Origin of the sequence: Methylobacterium crusticola (genome assembly GCF_003574465.1) — a bacterium.
Taxonomy (GTDB): domain Bacteria; phylum Pseudomonadota; class Alphaproteobacteria; order Rhizobiales; family Beijerinckiaceae; genus Methylobacterium; species Methylobacterium crusticola.
This window is the reverse complement of the sequence record NZ_QOWC01000008.1, coordinates 65,730-83,187: the sequence shown is the minus strand read 5'-3', so window position 1 is coordinate 83,187 and position 17,458 is coordinate 65,730. Positions and strand designations below refer to the sequence as shown.

The 17,458-nt window shown below is 74.7% G+C and carries 19 protein-coding genes; 7 read left to right on the top strand and 12 right to left on the bottom strand.

Annotation, left to right across the window (positions count from 1 at the left end; translation table 11 throughout):
* Nucleotides 1–17 precede the first annotated feature (17 nt).
* The gene (locus DT057_RS09610; protein WP_128561866.1) at nucleotides 18–1,061 is read right to left on the bottom strand and encodes a P1 family peptidase; all 1,044 of its coding nucleotides are present in this window, start codon (nucleotides 1,059–1,061) and stop codon (nucleotides 18–20) included.
* 337 nt (nucleotides 1,062–1,398) lie between these two features.
* Between DT057_RS09610 and DT057_RS09605 the strand changes: the two genes are divergently transcribed.
* Nucleotides 1,399–2,073, top strand: coding sequence for an MgtC/SapB family protein (locus DT057_RS09605; RefSeq protein WP_128561865.1), 675 nt, complete (start codon nucleotides 1,399–1,401; stop codon nucleotides 2,071–2,073).
* A gap of 7 nt (nucleotides 2,074–2,080) precedes the next feature.
* Here DT057_RS09605 and DT057_RS09600 read toward each other — a convergent pair whose 3' ends face one another.
* The 6 genes from DT057_RS09600 to DT057_RS09575 form a co-directional block, all read right to left on the bottom strand.
* Nucleotides 2,081–3,079, bottom strand: coding sequence for a GlxA family transcriptional regulator (locus DT057_RS09600; RefSeq protein WP_128561864.1), 999 nt, complete (start codon nucleotides 3,077–3,079; stop codon nucleotides 2,081–2,083).
* Nucleotides 3,076–3,642, bottom strand: coding sequence for an isochorismatase family protein (locus DT057_RS09595; protein ID WP_128561863.1), 567 nt, complete (start codon nucleotides 3,640–3,642; stop codon nucleotides 3,076–3,078). The genes DT057_RS09600 and DT057_RS09595 overlap by 4 nt, the downstream gene beginning before the upstream one ends.
* Nucleotides 3,643–3,782: 140 nt before the next feature.
* On the bottom strand, nucleotides 3,783–4,679 hold the full coding sequence (locus tag DT057_RS09590) for an alpha/beta fold hydrolase (RefSeq protein ID WP_128561862.1): 897 nt from the start codon (nucleotides 4,677–4,679) through the stop codon (nucleotides 3,783–3,785).
* 79 nt (nucleotides 4,680–4,758) lie between these two features.
* Entirely contained in the window at nucleotides 4,759–6,996 is a 2,238-nt protein-coding gene (locus tag DT057_RS09585; RefSeq protein ID WP_128561861.1) for a xanthine dehydrogenase family protein molybdopterin-binding subunit, read from the bottom strand.
* Between the two features lie 17 nt (nucleotides 6,997–7,013).
* Nucleotides 7,014–8,027, bottom strand: a complete 1,014-nt coding sequence (locus tag DT057_RS09580) for an FAD binding domain-containing protein (protein ID WP_128561860.1) — start codon at nucleotides 8,025–8,027, stop codon at nucleotides 7,014–7,016.
* A complete protein-coding gene (locus DT057_RS09575) occupies nucleotides 8,024–8,563 on the bottom strand; it encodes a (2Fe-2S)-binding protein (RefSeq protein WP_128561859.1) in 540 nt (179 codons plus the stop codon). The genes DT057_RS09580 and DT057_RS09575 overlap by 4 nt, the downstream gene beginning before the upstream one ends.
* A gap of 232 nt (nucleotides 8,564–8,795) precedes the next feature.
* Here DT057_RS09575 and DT057_RS09570 point away from each other — a divergent pair, with 232 nt between their 5' ends.
* Nucleotides 8,796–10,178, top strand: coding sequence for a dipeptidase (locus tag DT057_RS09570; RefSeq protein ID WP_128561858.1), 1,383 nt, complete (start codon nucleotides 8,796–8,798; stop codon nucleotides 10,176–10,178).
* Nucleotides 10,179–10,316: 138 nt separating this feature from the next.
* Entirely contained in the window at nucleotides 10,317–11,051 is a 735-nt protein-coding gene (locus DT057_RS09565; RefSeq protein ID WP_128561857.1) for a sulfotransferase family 2 domain-containing protein, read from the top strand.
* A gap of 72 nt (nucleotides 11,052–11,123) precedes the next feature.
* Here the strand turns inward: DT057_RS09565 and DT057_RS09560 are convergent, their stop codons facing one another.
* On the bottom strand, nucleotides 11,124–12,482 hold the full coding sequence (locus DT057_RS09560; protein ID WP_128561856.1) for an 8-oxoguanine deaminase: 1,359 nt from the start codon (nucleotides 12,480–12,482) through the stop codon (nucleotides 11,124–11,126).
* Between the two features lie 253 nt (nucleotides 12,483–12,735).
* Here DT057_RS09560 and uraH point away from each other — a divergent pair, with 253 nt between their 5' ends.
* Nucleotides 12,736–13,098 carry a hydroxyisourate hydrolase gene (uraH, locus tag DT057_RS09550; protein WP_128561855.1) on the top strand — a complete coding sequence of 121 codons (363 nt, stop codon included), beginning with the start codon at nucleotides 12,736–12,738 and terminating at the stop codon, nucleotides 13,096–13,098.
* A 24-nt stretch (nucleotides 13,099–13,122) separates the two neighbouring features.
* On the opposite strand, the gene DT057_RS09545 is transcribed toward uraH, so the two are convergent.
* The gene (locus DT057_RS09545; RefSeq protein WP_238313414.1) at nucleotides 13,123–13,419 is read right to left on the bottom strand and encodes a hypothetical protein; all 297 of its coding nucleotides are present in this window, start codon (nucleotides 13,417–13,419) and stop codon (nucleotides 13,123–13,125) included.
* A gap of 378 nt (nucleotides 13,420–13,797) precedes the next feature.
* On the opposite strand from DT057_RS09545, the gene DT057_RS09540 reads away from it, so the two are divergent.
* Both DT057_RS09540 and DT057_RS09535 read left to right on the top strand, forming a co-directional pair.
* The gene (locus tag DT057_RS09540; protein ID WP_128561854.1) at nucleotides 13,798–14,055 is read left to right on the top strand and encodes a DUF6894 family protein; all 258 of its coding nucleotides are present in this window, start codon (nucleotides 13,798–13,800) and stop codon (nucleotides 14,053–14,055) included.
* 214 nt (nucleotides 14,056–14,269) lie between these two features.
* Nucleotides 14,270–14,488 carry a hypothetical protein gene (locus DT057_RS09535; RefSeq protein ID WP_128561853.1) on the top strand — a complete coding sequence of 73 codons (219 nt, stop codon included), beginning with the start codon at nucleotides 14,270–14,272 and terminating at the stop codon, nucleotides 14,486–14,488.
* A 70-nt stretch (nucleotides 14,489–14,558) separates the two neighbouring features.
* Here the strand turns inward: DT057_RS09535 and DT057_RS09530 are convergent, their stop codons facing one another.
* A complete protein-coding gene (locus DT057_RS09530; RefSeq protein WP_128561852.1) occupies nucleotides 14,559–14,753 on the bottom strand; it encodes a hypothetical protein in 195 nt (64 codons plus the stop codon).
* Between the two features lie 84 nt (nucleotides 14,754–14,837).
* Nucleotides 14,838–15,548: a hypothetical protein gene (locus DT057_RS09525; protein ID WP_128561851.1), complete on the bottom strand. Its 711-nt coding sequence runs from the start codon at nucleotides 15,546–15,548 to the stop codon at nucleotides 14,838–14,840.
* 205 nt (nucleotides 15,549–15,753) lie between these two features.
* Between DT057_RS09525 and DT057_RS09520 the strand changes: the two genes are divergently transcribed.
* Nucleotides 15,754–16,308, top strand: coding sequence for a DUF4337 domain-containing protein (locus tag DT057_RS09520; RefSeq protein ID WP_128561850.1), 555 nt, complete (start codon nucleotides 15,754–15,756; stop codon nucleotides 16,306–16,308).
* Nucleotides 16,309–16,354: 46 nt separating this feature from the next.
* On the opposite strand, the gene DT057_RS09515 is transcribed toward DT057_RS09520, so the two are convergent.
* Nucleotides 16,355–17,353, bottom strand: coding sequence for an SDR family oxidoreductase (locus tag DT057_RS09515; protein WP_128561849.1), 999 nt, complete (start codon nucleotides 17,351–17,353; stop codon nucleotides 16,355–16,357).
* Nucleotides 17,354–17,458: the final 105 nt, after the last annotated feature.

Below are 17,458 nucleotides of genomic sequence, written 5' to 3'. Positions count from 1 at the left end.
GGGGCGCGCGCCGGCGCTCACGACGCCCCGGGCCGGGCCGGCCCGAAGCGGTCGCGCCAGGCCGCCTGCGCGCCCGGGAGCGGGAGGGCGGCGGCGCGGTGGACGCCGATGGCCACCGCCCGGGCCAGCACCCGTGCGGCCTCGTCGCCGAGCCGCGCGAGGCCGTCCAGCGGATCGGCGAGCGGCACCGCGCCCGTCCCCACCGCGAAGACCACGTCGCCGTCGAGGGGCGTGTGGGCGGGCACGATCGCCCGGGCGAGGCCGTCCTGCGCCATCACGGCGAGGCGCCGGGCCTCGGCCTTGGTCAGGCGCGCATCCGTCGCCACGACCGCGAGCGTGGTGTTGGCGCCGGGAAGCGGCCGCTCGGGCCACGCGAAGGCGTCGGGCGGGATGCGGGGAGCGGGGCCGTAGCCGCCGAACTCGTCCCCGACCTCGAAGGGCCCGGCCCAGAAATGCGGCCCGTCGCCGACCGTCACGCGCCCGAGCGCGTTCACCACCGCGAGCGCGGCGACCCGCGCGCCCGTCCCGGCCGCCGCCGCGCCGGCGCTGCCGAGCCCGCCCTTGAGGGTCGCAGTGCGCGCCCCGAGGCCCGCCCCGACCGAGCCGAGCGCCACCGGCCCGGCCGTCGCCCGCCCGGCCGCCGCGTAGCCGAGGTCGCGGTAGGGCGCGAAGCGGCCCCAGGCCTTGTCGCCGCCGTTGAGGAGGTCGAACAGGATCGCCGCCGGCACGATCGGCACCCGCGCGGCGCCGACCGCGAAGCCGCGCCCGGCCTCGGCGAGCCACGCGGTCACCCCCGAGGCCGCGTCGAGCCCGAAGGCCGAGCCGCCCGAGAGGACGAGGGCGTCGATGCCCTGGACGGTCCGCTCGGGGTCGAGGAGGTCGGTCTCGCGGGTGCCGGGCCCGCCGCCCCGCACGTCGACCGCGGCGGTCACGGGCGCGTCGAACAGGATCGCGGTGACGCCGCTCGCCAGGCGGGCGTCGTCGGCGTGGCCGACCCGCACGCCCGCGATGTCGGTCAGGCTCCCGGTCGCCGTGCCGCCCGTCGCCCCGCCGTCAGCCATGGTCCGCGCCCGCCATGCAGCCATATGGAGCGGGCGGCGGACGGCCCGTCAATCCCGCGTCGGCACCGTCGCCCGCCAGGGAGCAGCGCCTCCCGCCAGGGAGCAGCAACTCCCGCCAGGGAGCAGCAACTCCCGCCAGGGAGCAGCGCCTCGGCGCCGGCCCCCGGGGACCGCGCCGGGCGTGGCGGCGGCGGCAGGCGGCGCGGCCCCGGGCGGGCCCCCTGAGCCCGCCGGCATCGCCTTGATCTCCCGTGGTCTTTCTCGCCGGACCGTGGATCGCGCCGGCGAATGGTGCTTAGCTCGGCCGCCCGCAGGCTCGACGCCGGGAGTGCCCTCGTTGCTCACCAACACGGAAATCGTCATCCGGCTGACGCTCGCGGCGCTGATGGGCAGCGTCGTCGGCCTCGAGCGCGAGCGGCTGCTCTGGGCGGCGGGGCTGCGCACCCACATGCTGGTCAGCGTCGGCGCCTGCCTGATCATGATCGTGTCGGCCTTCGGGTTCGGCGACGTCCTCGGCGACAGCCACGTGGTGCTCGACCCCTCGCGCATGGCCGCGCAGGTCGTCTCCGGTATCGGCTTCCTCGGCGCCGGCACGATCCTGCTCAGGGGCGAGGTGGTGCGCGGCCTCACCACCGCGGCGAGCCTGTGGGCGGTGGCCGCCATCGGCCTCGCGGTCGGGGGCGGCCTCTACGGCGCGGCGGTCGCGGCGACCGTCATCGTGCTCGTCATCCTGGCCGGGGTGAAGCCCATCGAAGAGCATTTTCGCGAGCGGATGCAGACCCGCTCGCTCCGGTTCACCGCGAAGCAGGGCGCCGTCTCGATCGACGTGCTCCAGCAGATCACCGGCGAGCGCTTCTCCCGGGTCCGGCAGTTCGTGGCCCGCCAGAGCGACCCGGACGTCGAGGAGGTCACCGTGTCCTTCGTGCGCCTGTCGCGGCAGAGCGTGGCGGAGATCGCCGCCCGGCTGCGCGCCCATCCGGGCGTGGTCGCGGTGACAGGCGAGGAGGAGTGAGGCCCCGTCAGCGCGCCGCTCCGCGCAGGCGGCTCGGCGGCCGGTCGTGGACCCGGGCCCAGGCCCGCCGGAGCTGGCGCGGCGAGGCGAAGCCCGCCCGCTCGGCCACCCGCTCCATGTCGAGCCGGGTCTGGGCCAGGAGGTCGCGCGCCAGCGCCACCCGCAGCCCGTTGACGTAGGCCGGCAGTCCCATCCCGGCGTGGCGGTTGAACAGGCGCGAGAGGTGGCGCGGGCTCGTGCCCGCGAGGTCGGCCAGCGCCTCGAGGGTCCAGGCCCGGGCCGGCTCGGCGCTGACGGCGTCCTGCACCCGGTGGATGGCCGGGTGGAGGTGGTTGCGCCCGTCGAGCCAGGGCGAGACCTGCGGGTCGGCCCCGGCGCGGCGCAGGTAGACCACGAGGTAGCGCGCCACCGCCACCGCGCAGGCCGGGTCGACGAGGCGGGTCACGAGGTGGAGCATCAGGTCGATGCCCGCCGCGATGCCGGCGCTGGTGAAGCGCTCGCCGTCCTCCACGTAGAGCCGGTCCTCCAGCACCCGGGCGGCCGGCGCGAGGGCGGCGAGCTCGGCGCAGCAGGCGTGGTGCGTCGTGCAGGCGTGGCCGTCGAGGAGCCCGGCCCGCGCGGCGAGGAGCGCGCCCGAGCAGATCGAGACCAGGCGGTGCCCCGGCCGCACCGCCCGCCGTAGCCAGGCGACGATCCGCGCCTGCGCCTCCCGCTCCGCCGGGGTGACGGGCGCGTCCGCGCCCAGCACCTCCTCGGCCGTCCCGGACAGGATCACGAGGGCCCCCTCGGGCAGGGGGTCGGGCAGGGGCGCGAGCTCCGCCAGGGTGAGCCCGACGGAGCTCGTGACGCGGGCGAGCGGCCCGACATGCGCGACGTCGAACGCCACCCGGGACTGGACCAGGTTCGCCTTGCGCAGCACCTCGACCGGGCCGGCCACGTCGAGGAGCAGCGTGCGCGGCGGGCACACCACCACGACCGGGATGCGCCGGGTGCCCGCCTGGCTCACGCGGCGAGGCGGGCCGGCGGGCCCGCGAGCGCCTCCGCCACCGTGGCGATGCGGGCGAAGCGCCCGGCGAGGACGAGCTCCGTGCGGGCCCTGATCTCGGCGGCGCTCCAGGTCCGGCCGGCGGCGTCGGTCATCGCGAAGGTCAGCGTCGCCTCGGAGACGTAGTCGACCCCGAATCCGAGGTCGGAGGCGTGCCGGGTCGTGGTCTCGCAGCACTGCTCGGTGCGGATGCCGCTGACGAGGAGGCGGCGGATGCCGTTCTGCGTCAGCCAGACGTCGAGGCCGCTGCCGACGAGCGCGCTGTGCCGCCGCTTCCGGAACACCGCGTCGGGGGCGAGGCGCAAGGGGGCGAGCGTCGCGACGAGCCCGGAGGCCGGCGCGAACGGGCCGCTCTCCTCGACGTGGAAGACCTGCACCACGGGCACGCCCTGCGCCACCGCGCCGTCGACGAGGGCCTGGGTGCGGTCGAGGAAGCGCGGCAGGTCCGCCTCGCTCCAGTAGGGCCGGTGGCGGAACGATTCCTGGGCGTCGATGACGAGGAGGGCGGTGTCGCTGGCGGTCATGGACGGGCACTCGCGGGTGGGAACGGGGCCAGGATAGGCGCCTGCTCCGGCGCCGAAAGGCCGGCCCGGGACGCGATGCGGACGAAAACGGACAAGGGGGGCGCCCGGGCGGGACCGGACGCCCCGGGCGCCCCGAGGCCTCAATGGGCGCCGGCCTCCCCCAGATGTGCCAGCAGCGCGTCCGCCACGGCCTTCGGCGCCTCCCGGGTCGGGAAGTGGCCGACGCCCTCCAGCCGCACCTGCCGGTAGGGCCCGGTGAAGTGCCGCTCCTGGCCCTCGAAGGAGTCGGGCAGCAGGCAGGCGTCGGCCTCGCCGTGGATCACCAGGGTCGGCACCTTGATGCCCGGCGCCGCGAGGGCGGCGGCCTCGAGGGCGACGTAGCGCGGGTCGGGGGCGGAAGCGCCCCAGCGCGAGCGGTAGAAGTGCAGGGTCACGGCGGCCCAGTCGGGGTTCCTGAACGAGGACGCGGTCCGGGCGAAGGTCTCGTCGGTGAACCAGGGCCCGGGCGGGCTCCAGACCGCCCATTGCTCGCGCGCGAAGGCGACGCCGTTCTCGCGCACGAAGGCGGCGCCGGGCTCGGTGTTCATGAACCACTGGTACCAGAACGCCCGCACCTGCGGCAGCGGCGGCACGCCCATGGGGCCGGGCGCCCACGGCACCGAGAGGGCCGCGATCGAGGCCGCGCGCTCGGGCCGGGCCGCCGCGATCAGGTAGGCGACGCGCGCGCCCCAATCGTGCCCGACGATGGGCAGGCGCGAGAAGCCCAGGCCGTCCATGAAGGCGAGCACGTCGGTGGCGAGCGCCGCCGCCTGCCCGGCCGGCGCGGGCTCGGGCGCGACGAAGCGCGTCGGGCCGCAGCCGCGCAGGTAGGGCACGATGGTGCGCCAGCCCGCGGCCTGGAGCAGGGGGGCGACGCCGTCGTAGGTGCGCGGGTCGTCGGGCCAGCCGTGCAGCAGCAGGATCGGCTGCCCCTCGTCCGGCCCGCCGGCCTCGTAGGTGATCTCGACCTCGCCGGCGGTGACGCTGTTGACGTCCATGGCTCGCTGCTCCCGTGGCGACGCGCGAAGGGCGGGACCGGCGGCCCCGCCCTTCGCCCCCCGGACCCGGAGAGATGGATCAGCCGAGGAGCTTGTCGATGGTGATCGGCAGCTCCCGGACCCGCTTGCCGGTGGCGTGGAACACCGCGTTCGCCACCGCGGCCGCCGCGCCCACGATGCCGATCTCGCCGAGGCCCTTCACGCCCATCGGGCTGACCTTGTCGTCGTGCTCCTCGACGAAGAGGACGTCGATGTCGTGGATGTCGGCGTTCACCGGCACGTGGTACTCGCCGAAATTGTGGTTCATGATCCGCCCGAGGGTGTGGTCGAGCATCGACTCCTCCTCCAGCGCCGCGCCGATCCCCATGACGACGCCGCCCATGATCTGGCTGCGCGCGGTCTTCAGGTTGAGGATCCGGCCGGCCGCGACGGCGCTGACCACGCGGGTCACCCGCACGACGCCGAGATCCTCGTCGACCTTCACCTCCACGAACACCGCCGAGTGGGTGTAGGCCGAGTAGCGCAGGTTGTTGAGCATGCTCGGCTTGACGGTCTCGGTCGCCTCCACGGCCTCGACGCCGCCGGCCCGGATCGCGTCCGCGAGCGAGACCTTGCGGGACGGGTCGCTCCCGAGCCGGATCTCGCCGCCCGCGAAGGTGACGTGGGCGAAGTCCGCGTTGGCGAGCGGCGAATCGTCCATCCGGCGCGCGAAGCCGAAGACCTGCTCGGCCACGCTGCGGCAGGCGCTCTGCACCGCCGACCCCGAGGAGGCCGCCGTCCAGGAACCGCCCGCCAGGGGGGCCTCCGGCAGGGCGGTGTCGCCGAGGCGGGTCGTGACCCGCTCGATCGGCAGGCCGAGGGCGTCCGCGCCGATCTGGGTCAGGATGGTGTAGGTGCCGGTGCCGAGGTCGGCGGTGGAGCAGGCGAGCGCGAGCCGGCCGTCGGGGGTGAGCCGGGCGCTGGCGCTCGACTTCATCATGTAGGCTTCCCAGACGCCGGTCGCCATGCCCCAGCCGACGAGCTCCCGGCCCTCCCGCATGGAGCGCGGCGCCATGCTGCGCCGCTCCCAGCCGAAGCGCGCCGCGCCCTCCTCGTAGCAGGCGCGCAGGGCCTTCGAGGTGAAGTCCTTGCCCTCGCCCTCGTCGCGCTCGGCGTAGTTGCGCAGGCGCAGCGTCATCGGGTCGACGCCCGTCGCGTAGGCGAGCTCGTCCATCGCCACCTCGAGGGCGTACACGCCCGTGACCGCGCCCGGCGCCCGCATGTCGGCGGGCGTGTAGGTGTCGATCTTGGCGAGCTTGTAGTCGAGCCTGACGTTGGGGCAGTGGTAGAGCAGGCCCGACCAGTTGACCACCGTCTCCTGGTAGTCCTCGAAGGTCGAGGTTCCCGCGATGGCGTCGTGCGTCAGGGCCTGGAGCCGGCCCTCCGCGTCGGCGCCGAGGGCCACGGTCTGGAGCGTCTCGGGCCGGTAGCCGAAGGTGAACATCTGGTCGCGGGTCAGCACCACCCGGACCGAGCGCTTCAGGTCGAGGGCCGCCGCGACCGCGAGGAACAGCTGGTACTGCGGGCGCAGGCCCGAGCCGAAGCCGCCGCCGATGTAGGGCGAGATCACCCGCACGTCCTCGGGCTTCAGGTTGAACACGCTGCAGATGTAGGCCTGGGTGTTGTTCACGCCCTGGATCTTGTCGTGGACCGTGAGCTTGCCCTCGCCCTGCCACACCACCGTCGAGGCGTGCGGCTCCATCGGGTTGTGGTGCTCCATCGCCTGCTTGTACGACTGGCGCACCCGCACGGGCGCGCGCTCGAGGGCGCCCTCGGCGTCGCCGCGCGGGTCCGGCGGCGGCTTGATGCCGGAGCGCTTCTTCGGCGGCACGTAGGCCGCCTCCCGGTTCTTCTCCAGATCGGTGTTCGGCACGTCCTCGGCGTAGGTGACCCGCACCAGCGAGGCGCCGTAGCGGGCGAGCTCGAAGCTCTCCGCCACCACGAGGGCCACAGGCTGGCCGCCGTAGACGATCTCGGGCCCGCCGAGCGCCCGGAAGGGCGAGCCGGGCGGGGCGACCTGGTCGCGGTAATTGTAGTCGAGCCAGGCCGTGCGGGGCCGGTTCTCGTGGGTGAGGACCTTGATCACGCCCGGCACCGCCTGGGCGGCCGCCGCGTCGATGGCGGTGATCCGCCCCTTCGTGATCGCGCTCGACACGACGACGCCGTAGGCGAGGTCGGGCGCCGTGTACTCGGCGGCGTACTTGGCGGCGCCCGTCACCTTGGCGGGGCCGTCGACCCGGCTCTGCGCGGTGCCGACGTAGAGGGATGTGGTGGCCATCTGGAACGTCAAACCCTTCAGGCGATGCGCTTGTCGGTCTGGGACTGGGGCGTGCCGGCGGCGGCCTGGCCGAGGCCCCGCACGATGGCGCGCCGCGCCAGCTCGATCTTGAACGCGTTGTGGGCGTAGGGCCGGGCCTCGGCCAGGATCAGGTCGGCGGCCTCCCGGAAGGCCTCCGGGGTGGCGGTCCGGCCCCGGAGCCGCGCCTCCGCCTCCGGGTTGCGCCAGGGCTTGTGGGCGACGCCGCCGAGGGCGAGGCGCGCGCTCCGGATGGTGTCGCCGTCCATCTCGAGGGCGGCGGCGACCGACACCAGCGCGAACGCGTAGGAGAGCCGGTCGCGCAGCTTCAGGTAGGTGTAGTGCCGGGAAAAGTCCTCCGCCGGCAGGTCGACCGAGAGCACGATCTCGCCGTGCGCGAGCGTGGTGTCGCGCTCCGGCGCGTCGCCGGGCAGGCGGTGGAACTCGGCGAGCGGGATGCTGCGCGCGCCGTCCGGCCCCTCGACCTGCACGACCGCCTCGAGCGCCGCCAGGGCCACGCACATGTCGGAGGGGTGCGTGGCGATGCAGGCCCCGGAGGCGCCGAGGATCGCGTGGATGCGGTTGACGCCCGTGATGGCCGGGCAGCCGCTGCCGGGCTCGCGCTTGTTGCAGGGCGTGCCCTCGTCGTAGAAATAGTAGCAGCGCGTGCGCTGGAGCAGGTTGCCGCCGGTGGTGGCGGCGTTGCGCAGCTGCGGCGAGGCCCCGGCCAGGATCGCGCTGGCGAGGAGCGGGTAGCGGGCCTTGACCGCGTCGTCCTCGGCGGCCGTGCTGTTCTGGACCAGGGCGCCGATGCGCAGCCCGCCCTCGTGCTCGCCGATCGCGTCGAGGGGCAGGCGGTTGATGTCCACGAGCCGGCCGGGCCGCGCGACGTTGTACTTCATCAGGTCGACGAGGTTGGTGCCGCCCGCGATGAGCTGGGCCGCCGGGTCCGCCGCGAGGGCCTGCACGGCCTCCCGCACGGTGCCGGCACGGGTGTAGGCGAACCTGTTCATTCGGCGGCACTCCGGGCCGGCCGGGCTTCCCGTCCGGGCGCGGCCCGGGCCGTCAGCACGTCCTCGATGGCGTCGACGATGTTGGTGTAGGCGCCGCAGCGGCAGAGGTTGCCGCTCATGGCCTCGCGGATCTCCTCGCGGGTGCGGGCGCGGCCCTCCTCGATCAGGGCCACCGCCGACATGATCTGGCCGGGGGTGCAGTAGCCGCACTGGAAGGCGTCGCGCTCCACGAAGGCGGCCTGGACCGGGTGCAGGCCGCCGCTCGACAGGCCCTCGACCGTGGTGACGCTGGACCCGTCCTTGACCACGGCGAGCGCCAGGCAGGAATTCACCCGGCGGCCGTCCACGATCACCGTGCAGGCGCCGCACTGGCCGTGGTCGCAGCCCTTCTTGGTGCCGGTGAGGTCGAGCTCCTCGCGCAGGAGGTCGAGCAGCGTCGTCCAGGGCGCGACCTGGAGCCGGCGCTCCTGGCCGTTGACCGTGAGGGTGATGGCGACCGGATCGGGTGGGGCGGAGGTGCCGCTTTCGCTCAGCATGGGCCTGGGTTTCGGTCCTGGATGGGGCCGGGGCGGACGGGCACCCGGCGGGAGGCGACGCGGCGGGCGCTCGCTCGATTCCACCCGATAACCCGTCCGGGTTGCCGCGCGTTCCCCCTGCGCGCAGGGCATGCATGCAGGGCACGATTCCGGTCGGACGCATCCGCCCCGCGGGCTTCTGGTCCGCGCCGCGCTGGGCTAACCCGTGGAGCCCCGTTCCCGGAGACCCCGCATGGCCGCGCTTGACCACATCCTCGCCGACATCGACCGCGACCTCGACGGGTCGCTCGAGCGCCTGTTCGCCCTCCTGCGCATCCCGTCGATCTCGACCGATCCGGCCTACGCGGCCGAGTGCCGGCGCGCCGCGGAGTGGCTGCGGGGCGACCTCGCGGCGATCGGCTTCGAGGCGTCCCTGAGCGAGACCGGCGGCCACCCCGTCGTGCTCGCCCACCACCAGAAGCCCGGCGCGCCGCACGTCCTGTTCTACGGCCATTACGACGTGCAGCCGGTCGACCCCCTCGACCTCTGGGAGACGCCGCCCTTCGAGCCCCGCATGGCCAGGCTGGACGACGGCCGGACGGTGATCAGCGCCCGCGGCGCGTGCGACGACAAGGGCCAGGTGATGACCTTCATCGAGGCCTGCCGGGCCTGGAAGGCGGTCGAGGGCGACCTGCCGGTGGGCGTCACCATCCTGATCGAGGGCGCCGAGGAGAACGGCTCGGAGCACCTGCCCGAGTGGGTCGCGGCCAACCGCGACGCGCTGAAGGCCGACCTCGCCCTCGTCTGCGACACCGGCATGTGGGACCGCGACACCCCGGCCATCACCTCGTCCCTGCGCGGGCTCGCCTACTTCGAGGTCTTCGTCACCTGCGCCGACCGCGACCTGCATTCCGGCCTGTTCGGGGGCGCGGCCGCCAACCCGATCCGGGTGCTCTCGCGCATCGTCGCCGACCTGCACGATGCCGACGGCCGCGTGACGCTGCCGGGCTTCTACGACGGCGTGCGCGACACCCCGCCCGAGGTGCTGGCGCAGTGGCGCGACCTCGACCTGACGCCCGAGAGCTTCCTCGGCACCGTGGGCCTGAGCCTGCCCGCGGGCGAGCGCGGCCGGATGCTGATCGAGCAGATCCAGTCGCGCCCGACCTGCGACGTCAACGGCATCGTCGGCGGCTACACGGGCGAGGGCACCAAGACGGTGATCGCCGCGCGGGCGAGCGCCAAGATCTCGTTCCGCCTCGTCGACGACCAGGACCCCGAGGCCCTGGCCGAGAGCTTCCGGGCCTTCGTGCAGGCCCGCATCCCGGCGGATTGCTCGGTGGAGATCGTCACCCACAAGGGCTCGCGGGCGATCGCCCTGCCGTTCGACATGCCGGCCCTGAACGCCGCCAAGGCCGCCCTCGCGCAGGAATGGGGCAGGGCGCCGGTCACCATCGGCTCGGGCGGCTCGATCCCGATCGTCGGTGACTTCAAGCGCAGCCTCGGCCTCGACACCCTGCTGGTCGGCTTCGGCCTCGACGACGACCGGGTGCACTCGCCGAACGAGAAGTACGACCTCCAGAGCTTCCACAAGGGGACGCGCAGCTGGGCGCGGATCCTGGCGGCCCTGGCGGCGTGAGGCCTCCGGGCGCCCGCAGGGCCCCGCGGGCGCGGTCACCGTGACCGGCGCGCCCGCAGGCCGGCCCCGCCGCGATCCGGCGGCCGCCCGCGGCCGGGCGCGGCGCCTACTCGTCGACAGGAACCAGGATTCGGATTGATGAACGTCGAGCCGCCCGCCCTCTACCACGCGCTCTCGTCCAGGGAGGAGAACTACACGTACTGGTACACGCCGAAATGTGCCTGCACGACCACGAAGACGCTGCTCTGGGAGATCGAGGCGGGGCTCGGGCGCTGCCCGCCCCTCGACGGGACGACCTACGTCCACCAGCGGCAGCACGATGCGGACTCGCCCTGGTGCAATTCGCACGCGACGATCGTCGCGAGCCTCGACGCCCCGGACCGCTACATGTTCACCTTCGTCCGCAACCCCTACGCGCGCTCCCTGTCGGCCTACGAGTCGGTCGCGACCACGCCGGACTCGCACGCCTTCTTCACGTCTTTCGGCTGGGACAGGACCGAGGTTCCGACCTACATGGAGTTCCTGGAGATCCTGACCCGGCAGGACCCGGCCTCGATGAACCACCACTGGCAGCCGCTGACGAGCGTCCTGCCGTTCCGGGAGATCGCTTTCCGGCACGTCGGCTGCGTCGAGCGCTACCCCGAGGACTGGGCGGTCGTGGCGGCGCACGCGTTCGCGACCCCGGTCGTCCCGGACGGAGCCCGGTCCATGAACCGGACCGGCGCGGGGGAGCGGGTGGCGAGCCTCGATCCCTCCGCCAGGGCGCTGATCCGGCGCATCTACGCGCACGATTTCGAGCTGTTCGGCTACCGCGACGATCCCCTGAGCCAGGAGCCCGACGCGGCCAAGCTCGCCGCCCTCGCGCGCGGCTGAGCCCCCCCGCGCGGCTGAGCCTCCTGCGCGGCTGAGCCTCTCAAGCGGCTGCGTCTCGCGCGGGGGCCCGCCTTACGATTCGCCCCGCACGAGGCGCGCCGCCAGCGCGTTGTGGCGCGCCGCGAGCGCCCGGGCGTCGAGGGTGACGAGGCGGCCCTCCCGCACCACGACGCGCCCGTCGATCACGCTCAGGGCGACCCGCTGGGGCGCGCAGAAGACCAGCGCCGCCACCGGGTCGTGCAGGGCGCCCGCGGTCTCGAGACCCGTGAGGTCGAAGGCGACGAGGTCGGCCGCCATGCCGGGGGCGAGCGCCCCGATGTCGTCCCGGTTGAGCACCCGCGCGCCGCCGAGGGTCGCGACCTCCAGGGCCTCCCGGGCGGTCATCGCCGCCGGGCCGTGCCCGACGCGGGCGAGCAGCATCGCCTGCCGGGCCTCGCCCAGGAGCGTCCCGCCGTCGTTCGAGGCGGAGCCGTCGACCCCGAGCCCCACCGCCACGCCCGCGCGGCGCATCCGCGGCACCGGCGCGATGCCGGATGCGAGGCGCATGTTCGAGCACGGGCAATGGGCGACGCCGGTGCCGGTGCGGGCGAACAGCGCGATGCCGGGGGCGTCGAGCTTGACGCAGTGGGCGTGCCAGACGTCGTGGCCGACGAAGCCGAGGTCGGCGGCGTACTCCGCCGGCGACATGCCGAACTGCGCGCGGCTGTACTCGACGTCGCTCTGGTTCTCCGCGAGGTGGGTGTGGAGCGAGACCCCGTAGGCCCGCGCGAGGGCGGCGGCGTCGCGCATCAGGCCGCGGCTGACCGAGAAGGGCGAGCAGGGCGCCACCACGATCCGCCGCATCGCGAACCGGGCGGGATCGTGCCAGCGCTCGATCAGCCGGCGCGTGTCGGCGAGGATCGCGGCCTCGTCCTCCACCAGCCCGTCGGGCGGCAGGCCGCCCTGGCTCTCGCCGACGCTCATCGCCCCCCGGGCGGCGTGGAAGCGCATGCCGATGGCGTCCGCCGCCTCGATGGCGTCGTCGAGGCGGCAGCCGTTCGGAAAGACGTAGAGGTGGTCGCTCGACGTGGTGCAGCCCGACAGCATCAGCTCGGCCATGGCGGTCCGCGTCGAGACGCCGACCATCTCGGGGGTCAGCCGGGCCCAGATCGGGTAGAGCGCCCGGAGCCAGCCGAAGAGGTCCGCGTCCTGCGCCGCCGGCACCGCGCGGGTGAGCGTCTGGTACATGTGGTGGTGGGTGTTCACGAGCCCGGGCAGCAGCACGTGGCCGGCAAGCTCGATCACCGCGTCGGCCGTCCCGGGCAGCGCGTCGGGCGCCCCCACCGCCACGATCCGGTTGTCCTCGACGTAGACGCCCCCGCCCGCGATCTCGCGGCGCTCCGCGTCCATGGTGACGAGCACGTCGGCGTTGCGCAGGAGTAGCGAGGGCATGGGCGGCTCCGGGAGGCGCGGAATCGGTCGGGAGGGCGAGGCGGGGGCCGTCATGGTCGCGGCGGACGCGCCGTTCCGCCAGCCCGGCGCGGCGGGGCGGCCCGCGGCAGTCGCGGGGCGCGGTTGCCGGCGGGGCCGGGGTCCCGCAGAACGGCACCGGCCCTCCGACGGCGGCGCCCCCCCGTCCGCCGGATCGCCGCCGGGCCGGGCGTCCGGCCGGCGGCGCAGCCGGGCTCCAGCCAGGGACACGACGATGCCGCAACCCGAGACCCGACGCCTGACGACCCACGTCCTCGACACCGCGCACGGGCGTCCCGCCACCGGCGTGACGGTGCGGCTCGCCCGCCTGTCGGGGGGGGCGCGGGAGGAGCTGGCGCAGGCCGTCACCAACGCCGACGGGCGCTGCGACGCGCCGCTCCTCGCCGGCGAGGCGATGCGGCCGGGCACCTACGAACTCGTCTTCGCGGTCGGGGCCTACTTCGCGGGCGCCGCGGCGGAGAGGCCCGGCTACCTCGACGAGGTGCCGGTGCGCTTCACGATCGAGCCCGGCCTCGGCCACTACCACGTCCCGCTGCTGATCGCGCCCTACGCCTACAGCACCTACCGGGGGAGCTGAGCCGCGCCCGCGCCGGGGACCGCCTCAGGGCGCGTGCTGCCAGCCGCGCCGGCGCTCCCCGAGGCCGTGGCTGCGGTAGTGGATCAGCGGGTTGATTCCGGCCCGGGCGACGTCCGGATTGGCCGAGAGGTAGCCCCGGGTGCTGAACTGGGCGGAGGGATCGCGTCCCTCCTTCCATCCCATCAGGTCGTAATGCTGCCAAGGATCGCAGCCATGGGCCGCCACGTCCGGATAGGTGCTCAGGTAATAGACCGGATCGAACCCGCCGATGAGCGTGAGCGGCGGCGGTCTTCGTCTCCAGCGTCCGAACCGCGACAGCATGGGGGGAGGGGCCTTCCTCTGGGACAGGTGCTCCCCCGGCCGGGGAGACCCTGCGTCGTGCGCCGGGCCCGACGAGACAATCCGAAAACCGGCGCCCGCGCAACGGTTTTGAGGCCCCCCCGCCGGCCCCGCGCGCGCGGCCTCCGGTCTCCGACATATGTTAAGATTTGGCCGGGGTCACATCTTGGCCACAAGTTGAGCAGTCACTCGGACCGGGCGGGCGGGCGCGTTGCGTAGGAGTTACCGATGGGACTCGTCATTCTCGATCCTCAGACGGGCAAACGCGTCGACATTACCATTGCATCGACCGAGCAGGGGACTGGAGTCGGCGCGCGCGACAGGGCAGGTAGAGCGAATGCTCGGCCCGGAGGGATGCTCATGCCCCGCTACTTCTTCAATACCCACATCGGTGACGACGTGATCACCGACCTCAACGGGGAAGAGTTGCGCGACCCCGACCACGCCTGGGAGGCCTCGCGGGCCATCATCCGGGCGATGATGAGCGATCCGAAGAACCAGGCGCGCCTGATGGCGGCGTCCCTCGTCGTGACCGACGAGAGCGGCGAGGTGGTGCTGGAATACCCGTTCGCCGAGGCCCTGGCCCTGCCCCAGGACACCGACCCGCCCCCGCACTGACGGCCGACGACCGACGATCGGCGCGCGCGCGCTCCCGCCCGGGGGCCCGCGATCGCGGCGCGTCCTGAAAAGCGCGGCGCTGCGCCCTATATGTCCGTGAGGCGACGGGGGTGGGCCGCGCGCTTGCGGCTGTCCCGGACCGACGCTTCGAGGTGCCCGCCGCGCCTCGCTGCTTCCGAGGCGCTCGTCCGGCGCCTCGCACAAGGATGACCGCATGACGACCCAAGACAGCACCGCGCGTGGACAGGCCGAGACCCGCGCGGCGCGCGCCCAGATGCAGGCCGAGCAGGCCGCGCAGGCTTGGGCGGATCTCGCGACGCAGGAGCGCTCCCGGGACGAGAACACCGCCCGCCTCCGGGCCATGCGGCTCGCGCGTGCGCAGTCGGACGTCGTCGCCAAGCCGGTCGCCAAGACGCGGGCGCGCAAGCGCTGACGACAGCGGCCGGGCGCGGGGCGCGGGGCCGTCCGCGCCGGCCCTCGCCGGGCGCGCGCCCGGCCCCGCGTCACTCCCCCCGCAGCCGGCTCGCCCGGAGCGCGCCCTGGCTCTCCAGGATCGGGTAGGCGGCGCCCGCGACGAGGTGGTCGTTGACCCGCTTCAGGTCGGGGTAGAGGGAGGTCGTCTCCGCGGTGGCGCGGCCGGGCGCGCGCAGGCGGCGCAGGTGCGCCTCGGTCGCGCGGGCCTCGAGATCGCGAAACACGGCGTTCCGTCGGCGAGGCGACGGGCCGCCCGCGCATCCTCGGTCAGGAAGGCCGCCGTCATCGCGGCCGGCCCCGCGGCGCGCTCAGGGCTCGCCCGGGCAGGCCGGATCGGCCGGCCGGGGGGCGCGGCGGAAATCCAGGACCGCGGCCGTGTAGGTCTCCACCACCTCCGAGAAGGGCTGCCGGTCGGCGGTGAACAGCACCGCCCGGTGGCTGAACAGCCGCTCCGGCACCGCGAGCGGCCCGCACGCCGCCTTCGGCGGGGGCGCCTGCTCCCAGCCCGCCGGCAGGGGCTGCCAGAGGGGCTCCGCGCCGACGGTCTGGCGGGTCGTCCCGAGGGCCTGCACGGCGCGGCCGAACGGCGTGTCGGTGGTCTCGAGGACCCGGTTCATCTCCGGCGTCAGGCGGGCCGGCACGTACCAATTGTCGGCCTCCGACAGGACGTGGTCGCCGCAGGCGAGGCGCACCCGGCGGTAGCGCAGCGGCTCCTCCGGCCCGACCGCGAGGCGCCTGCGGGTGTCCTCCGTCGCCGGCTTCTCGACGTCCCGCACCAGCCGGGCGACGAGGCGCGGGGTCTGCGCCATGTCGTGGGCGGCGCACCAGCCCTCCAGGGTGGCGGTGGCGCTCCGGCTCGCCAGCAGCGTCGCGTTGAGGCTCTGCACCACCGCCGTCGCCTCGACGCGGCTCAGGTAGGTGTCGGGCCAGGGCGGGGCCCCGGCGGCCTCGGCCCGTGCCGCGCCGGGCAGGGCGAGGGCGGCCGCGGGGAGGAGGGCGAGGGGGCGGGGTAGCGGCATGCGGGCGTCTCCGTGCGCGTCCCGCCTGCCCGCTCCGGCGCATCGGCGCAAGGGGCGGCGGTCCCCCCGCCGAAGGGGCGGCGCCCCGCCCCCCGGCCGCGCGCCGCGGCCCCGGGCGCCGGCGCGCCGCCCAACCCCGAAGAAGGGGCTGGCGGTTGCCCCGGCGGCGGTTATGAAGGCGGCGCTGTCGCAAGGGGAGAATGCGATGTCGGGTGGACACGGGGCCGTCGAGGGCTCCAACAAGAAGATCGCGCTGTTGATCTCGGTGCTGGCGCTGTTCCTCGCCCTCGGCGAGACGCTGGCGAAGAGCGCGCAGACGGACGCGCTCGGGGCGAACGTCGAGGCATCGAACCTCTGGGCCTACTTCCAGGCCCGCACGATCCGCAGCACCGTCCTGAAGACCGCCTCCGAGCAGCTCGCCCTCGACCCGCCGGGCGCCGCCCCCGAGGCGGTGAAGAAGCAGCTCGAGGAGTGGAGCAAGACCATGGCGCGCTGGGATTCCGAGCCCGCGACCGGCGAGGGCCGCAAGGAGCTCGCCGCCAAGGCCAAGGCCGCGGAGGTGAAGCGCGACCTCTCGCTCGCGCGCTACCACCATTACGAGCTCGGGTCGGCGGCGTTCCAGATCGGCATCGTGCTGGCCTCCGCCCAGGTCATCACCGGGATCGCCGCCCTCGCCTTCGCGGGGGGCGCCCTCGGCGTGGCGGGCGTGGCGATGCTGGCGGTCGGCCTCTTCGCCCCCCACGCCTTCCACCTGTTCTGACGCGCCGAGGACCGGGAGGGCGGCCCGCGCGCCCTCCCGGCCCGCGTCAGGCGCGGCGCTTCATCAGGGCCGCGGCCGCGAGGCCGACGCCCGCCATCACGGCGCCCGTGGCGAGGGGGTGCAGGCTCGCGCGGGTGTAGGTGCTGGTGCGGCGCACGTAGCCCGGATGGTCCCCGCGCACCTGCCCGTCCTGGCCGGGGCGGTGGAGGGCGCCCTCGGGATCCCGGGGCGGCTCCTGGCGCATCTGCTGGCCGGCCATCATCGCGCCGAGCCGGTCGAAGGTCTCGGGTGCCAGCGACTTGAAGCCGGTCATGGCCCGTCCGCCGCCGCCCACGACGATCTCGCGCTGCGGGTGGACCGCGGCGTGCAGGATCGCGTGCGCGACCTCGTCCGGGTGGTAGACCGGCGGCGGCAGCTTCGGCTCGCGGTCGGTGTAGTTCTTCGCGTGCTGCGGGAACGGGGTGTCGATCGCGGCCGGCTTGATCAGGGTGACCGAGACCGGGGCGCCGTCCTGCTCCAGCTCCATGCGCAGGGCGTCGCTGAAGCCCCGGATCGCGTGCTTGCTCGCCGAGTACATGCCCTGGAGCGGGATCGCGAGGTCGGACGCGATGCTGCCGAGGTTGATGATCGCGCCGCCGCGCCGGCGCAGGTGCGGGGCCGCCACCAGCGAGCCGTAGACCACGCCCCAGAAGTTGGTCTGGAACAGGCGCTCGTGGTCCTCGTCGCTGACCTGCTCCAGGCGGCCGTAGATCGAGACGCCGGCGTCGTTCACCCAGGTGTCGAAGCCGCCGAAGCGCGCGACCGCCTTGTCGGCGATGGACTGCACGTCCTCGCGCCGGCCGACATCGGCCACCGCGTGGGCGGCCTCGCCGCCGGCCCGCTCGATCTCCTCCTGGATCGTCGCCAGGGCCTCGCCGTTGCGGGAGGACAGCACCACCCTGGCGCCGGCCCGCGCCGCCATGCGGGCGGTGGCGAGGCCGATGCCGCTCGACGCCCCGGTGATCACGATCACCTGCTGGTCGAGAGGCTTGTGGGCGTGGGACATGGCGGCAGCTCCGTGCGGGGTGCGGGTCTCGGCCCCCAACGAAGACGCGGGCGGATCGTTCACCCGCGGAACGGCTCGGCGGCCAGCCACTTGGTGGCCAGTCAC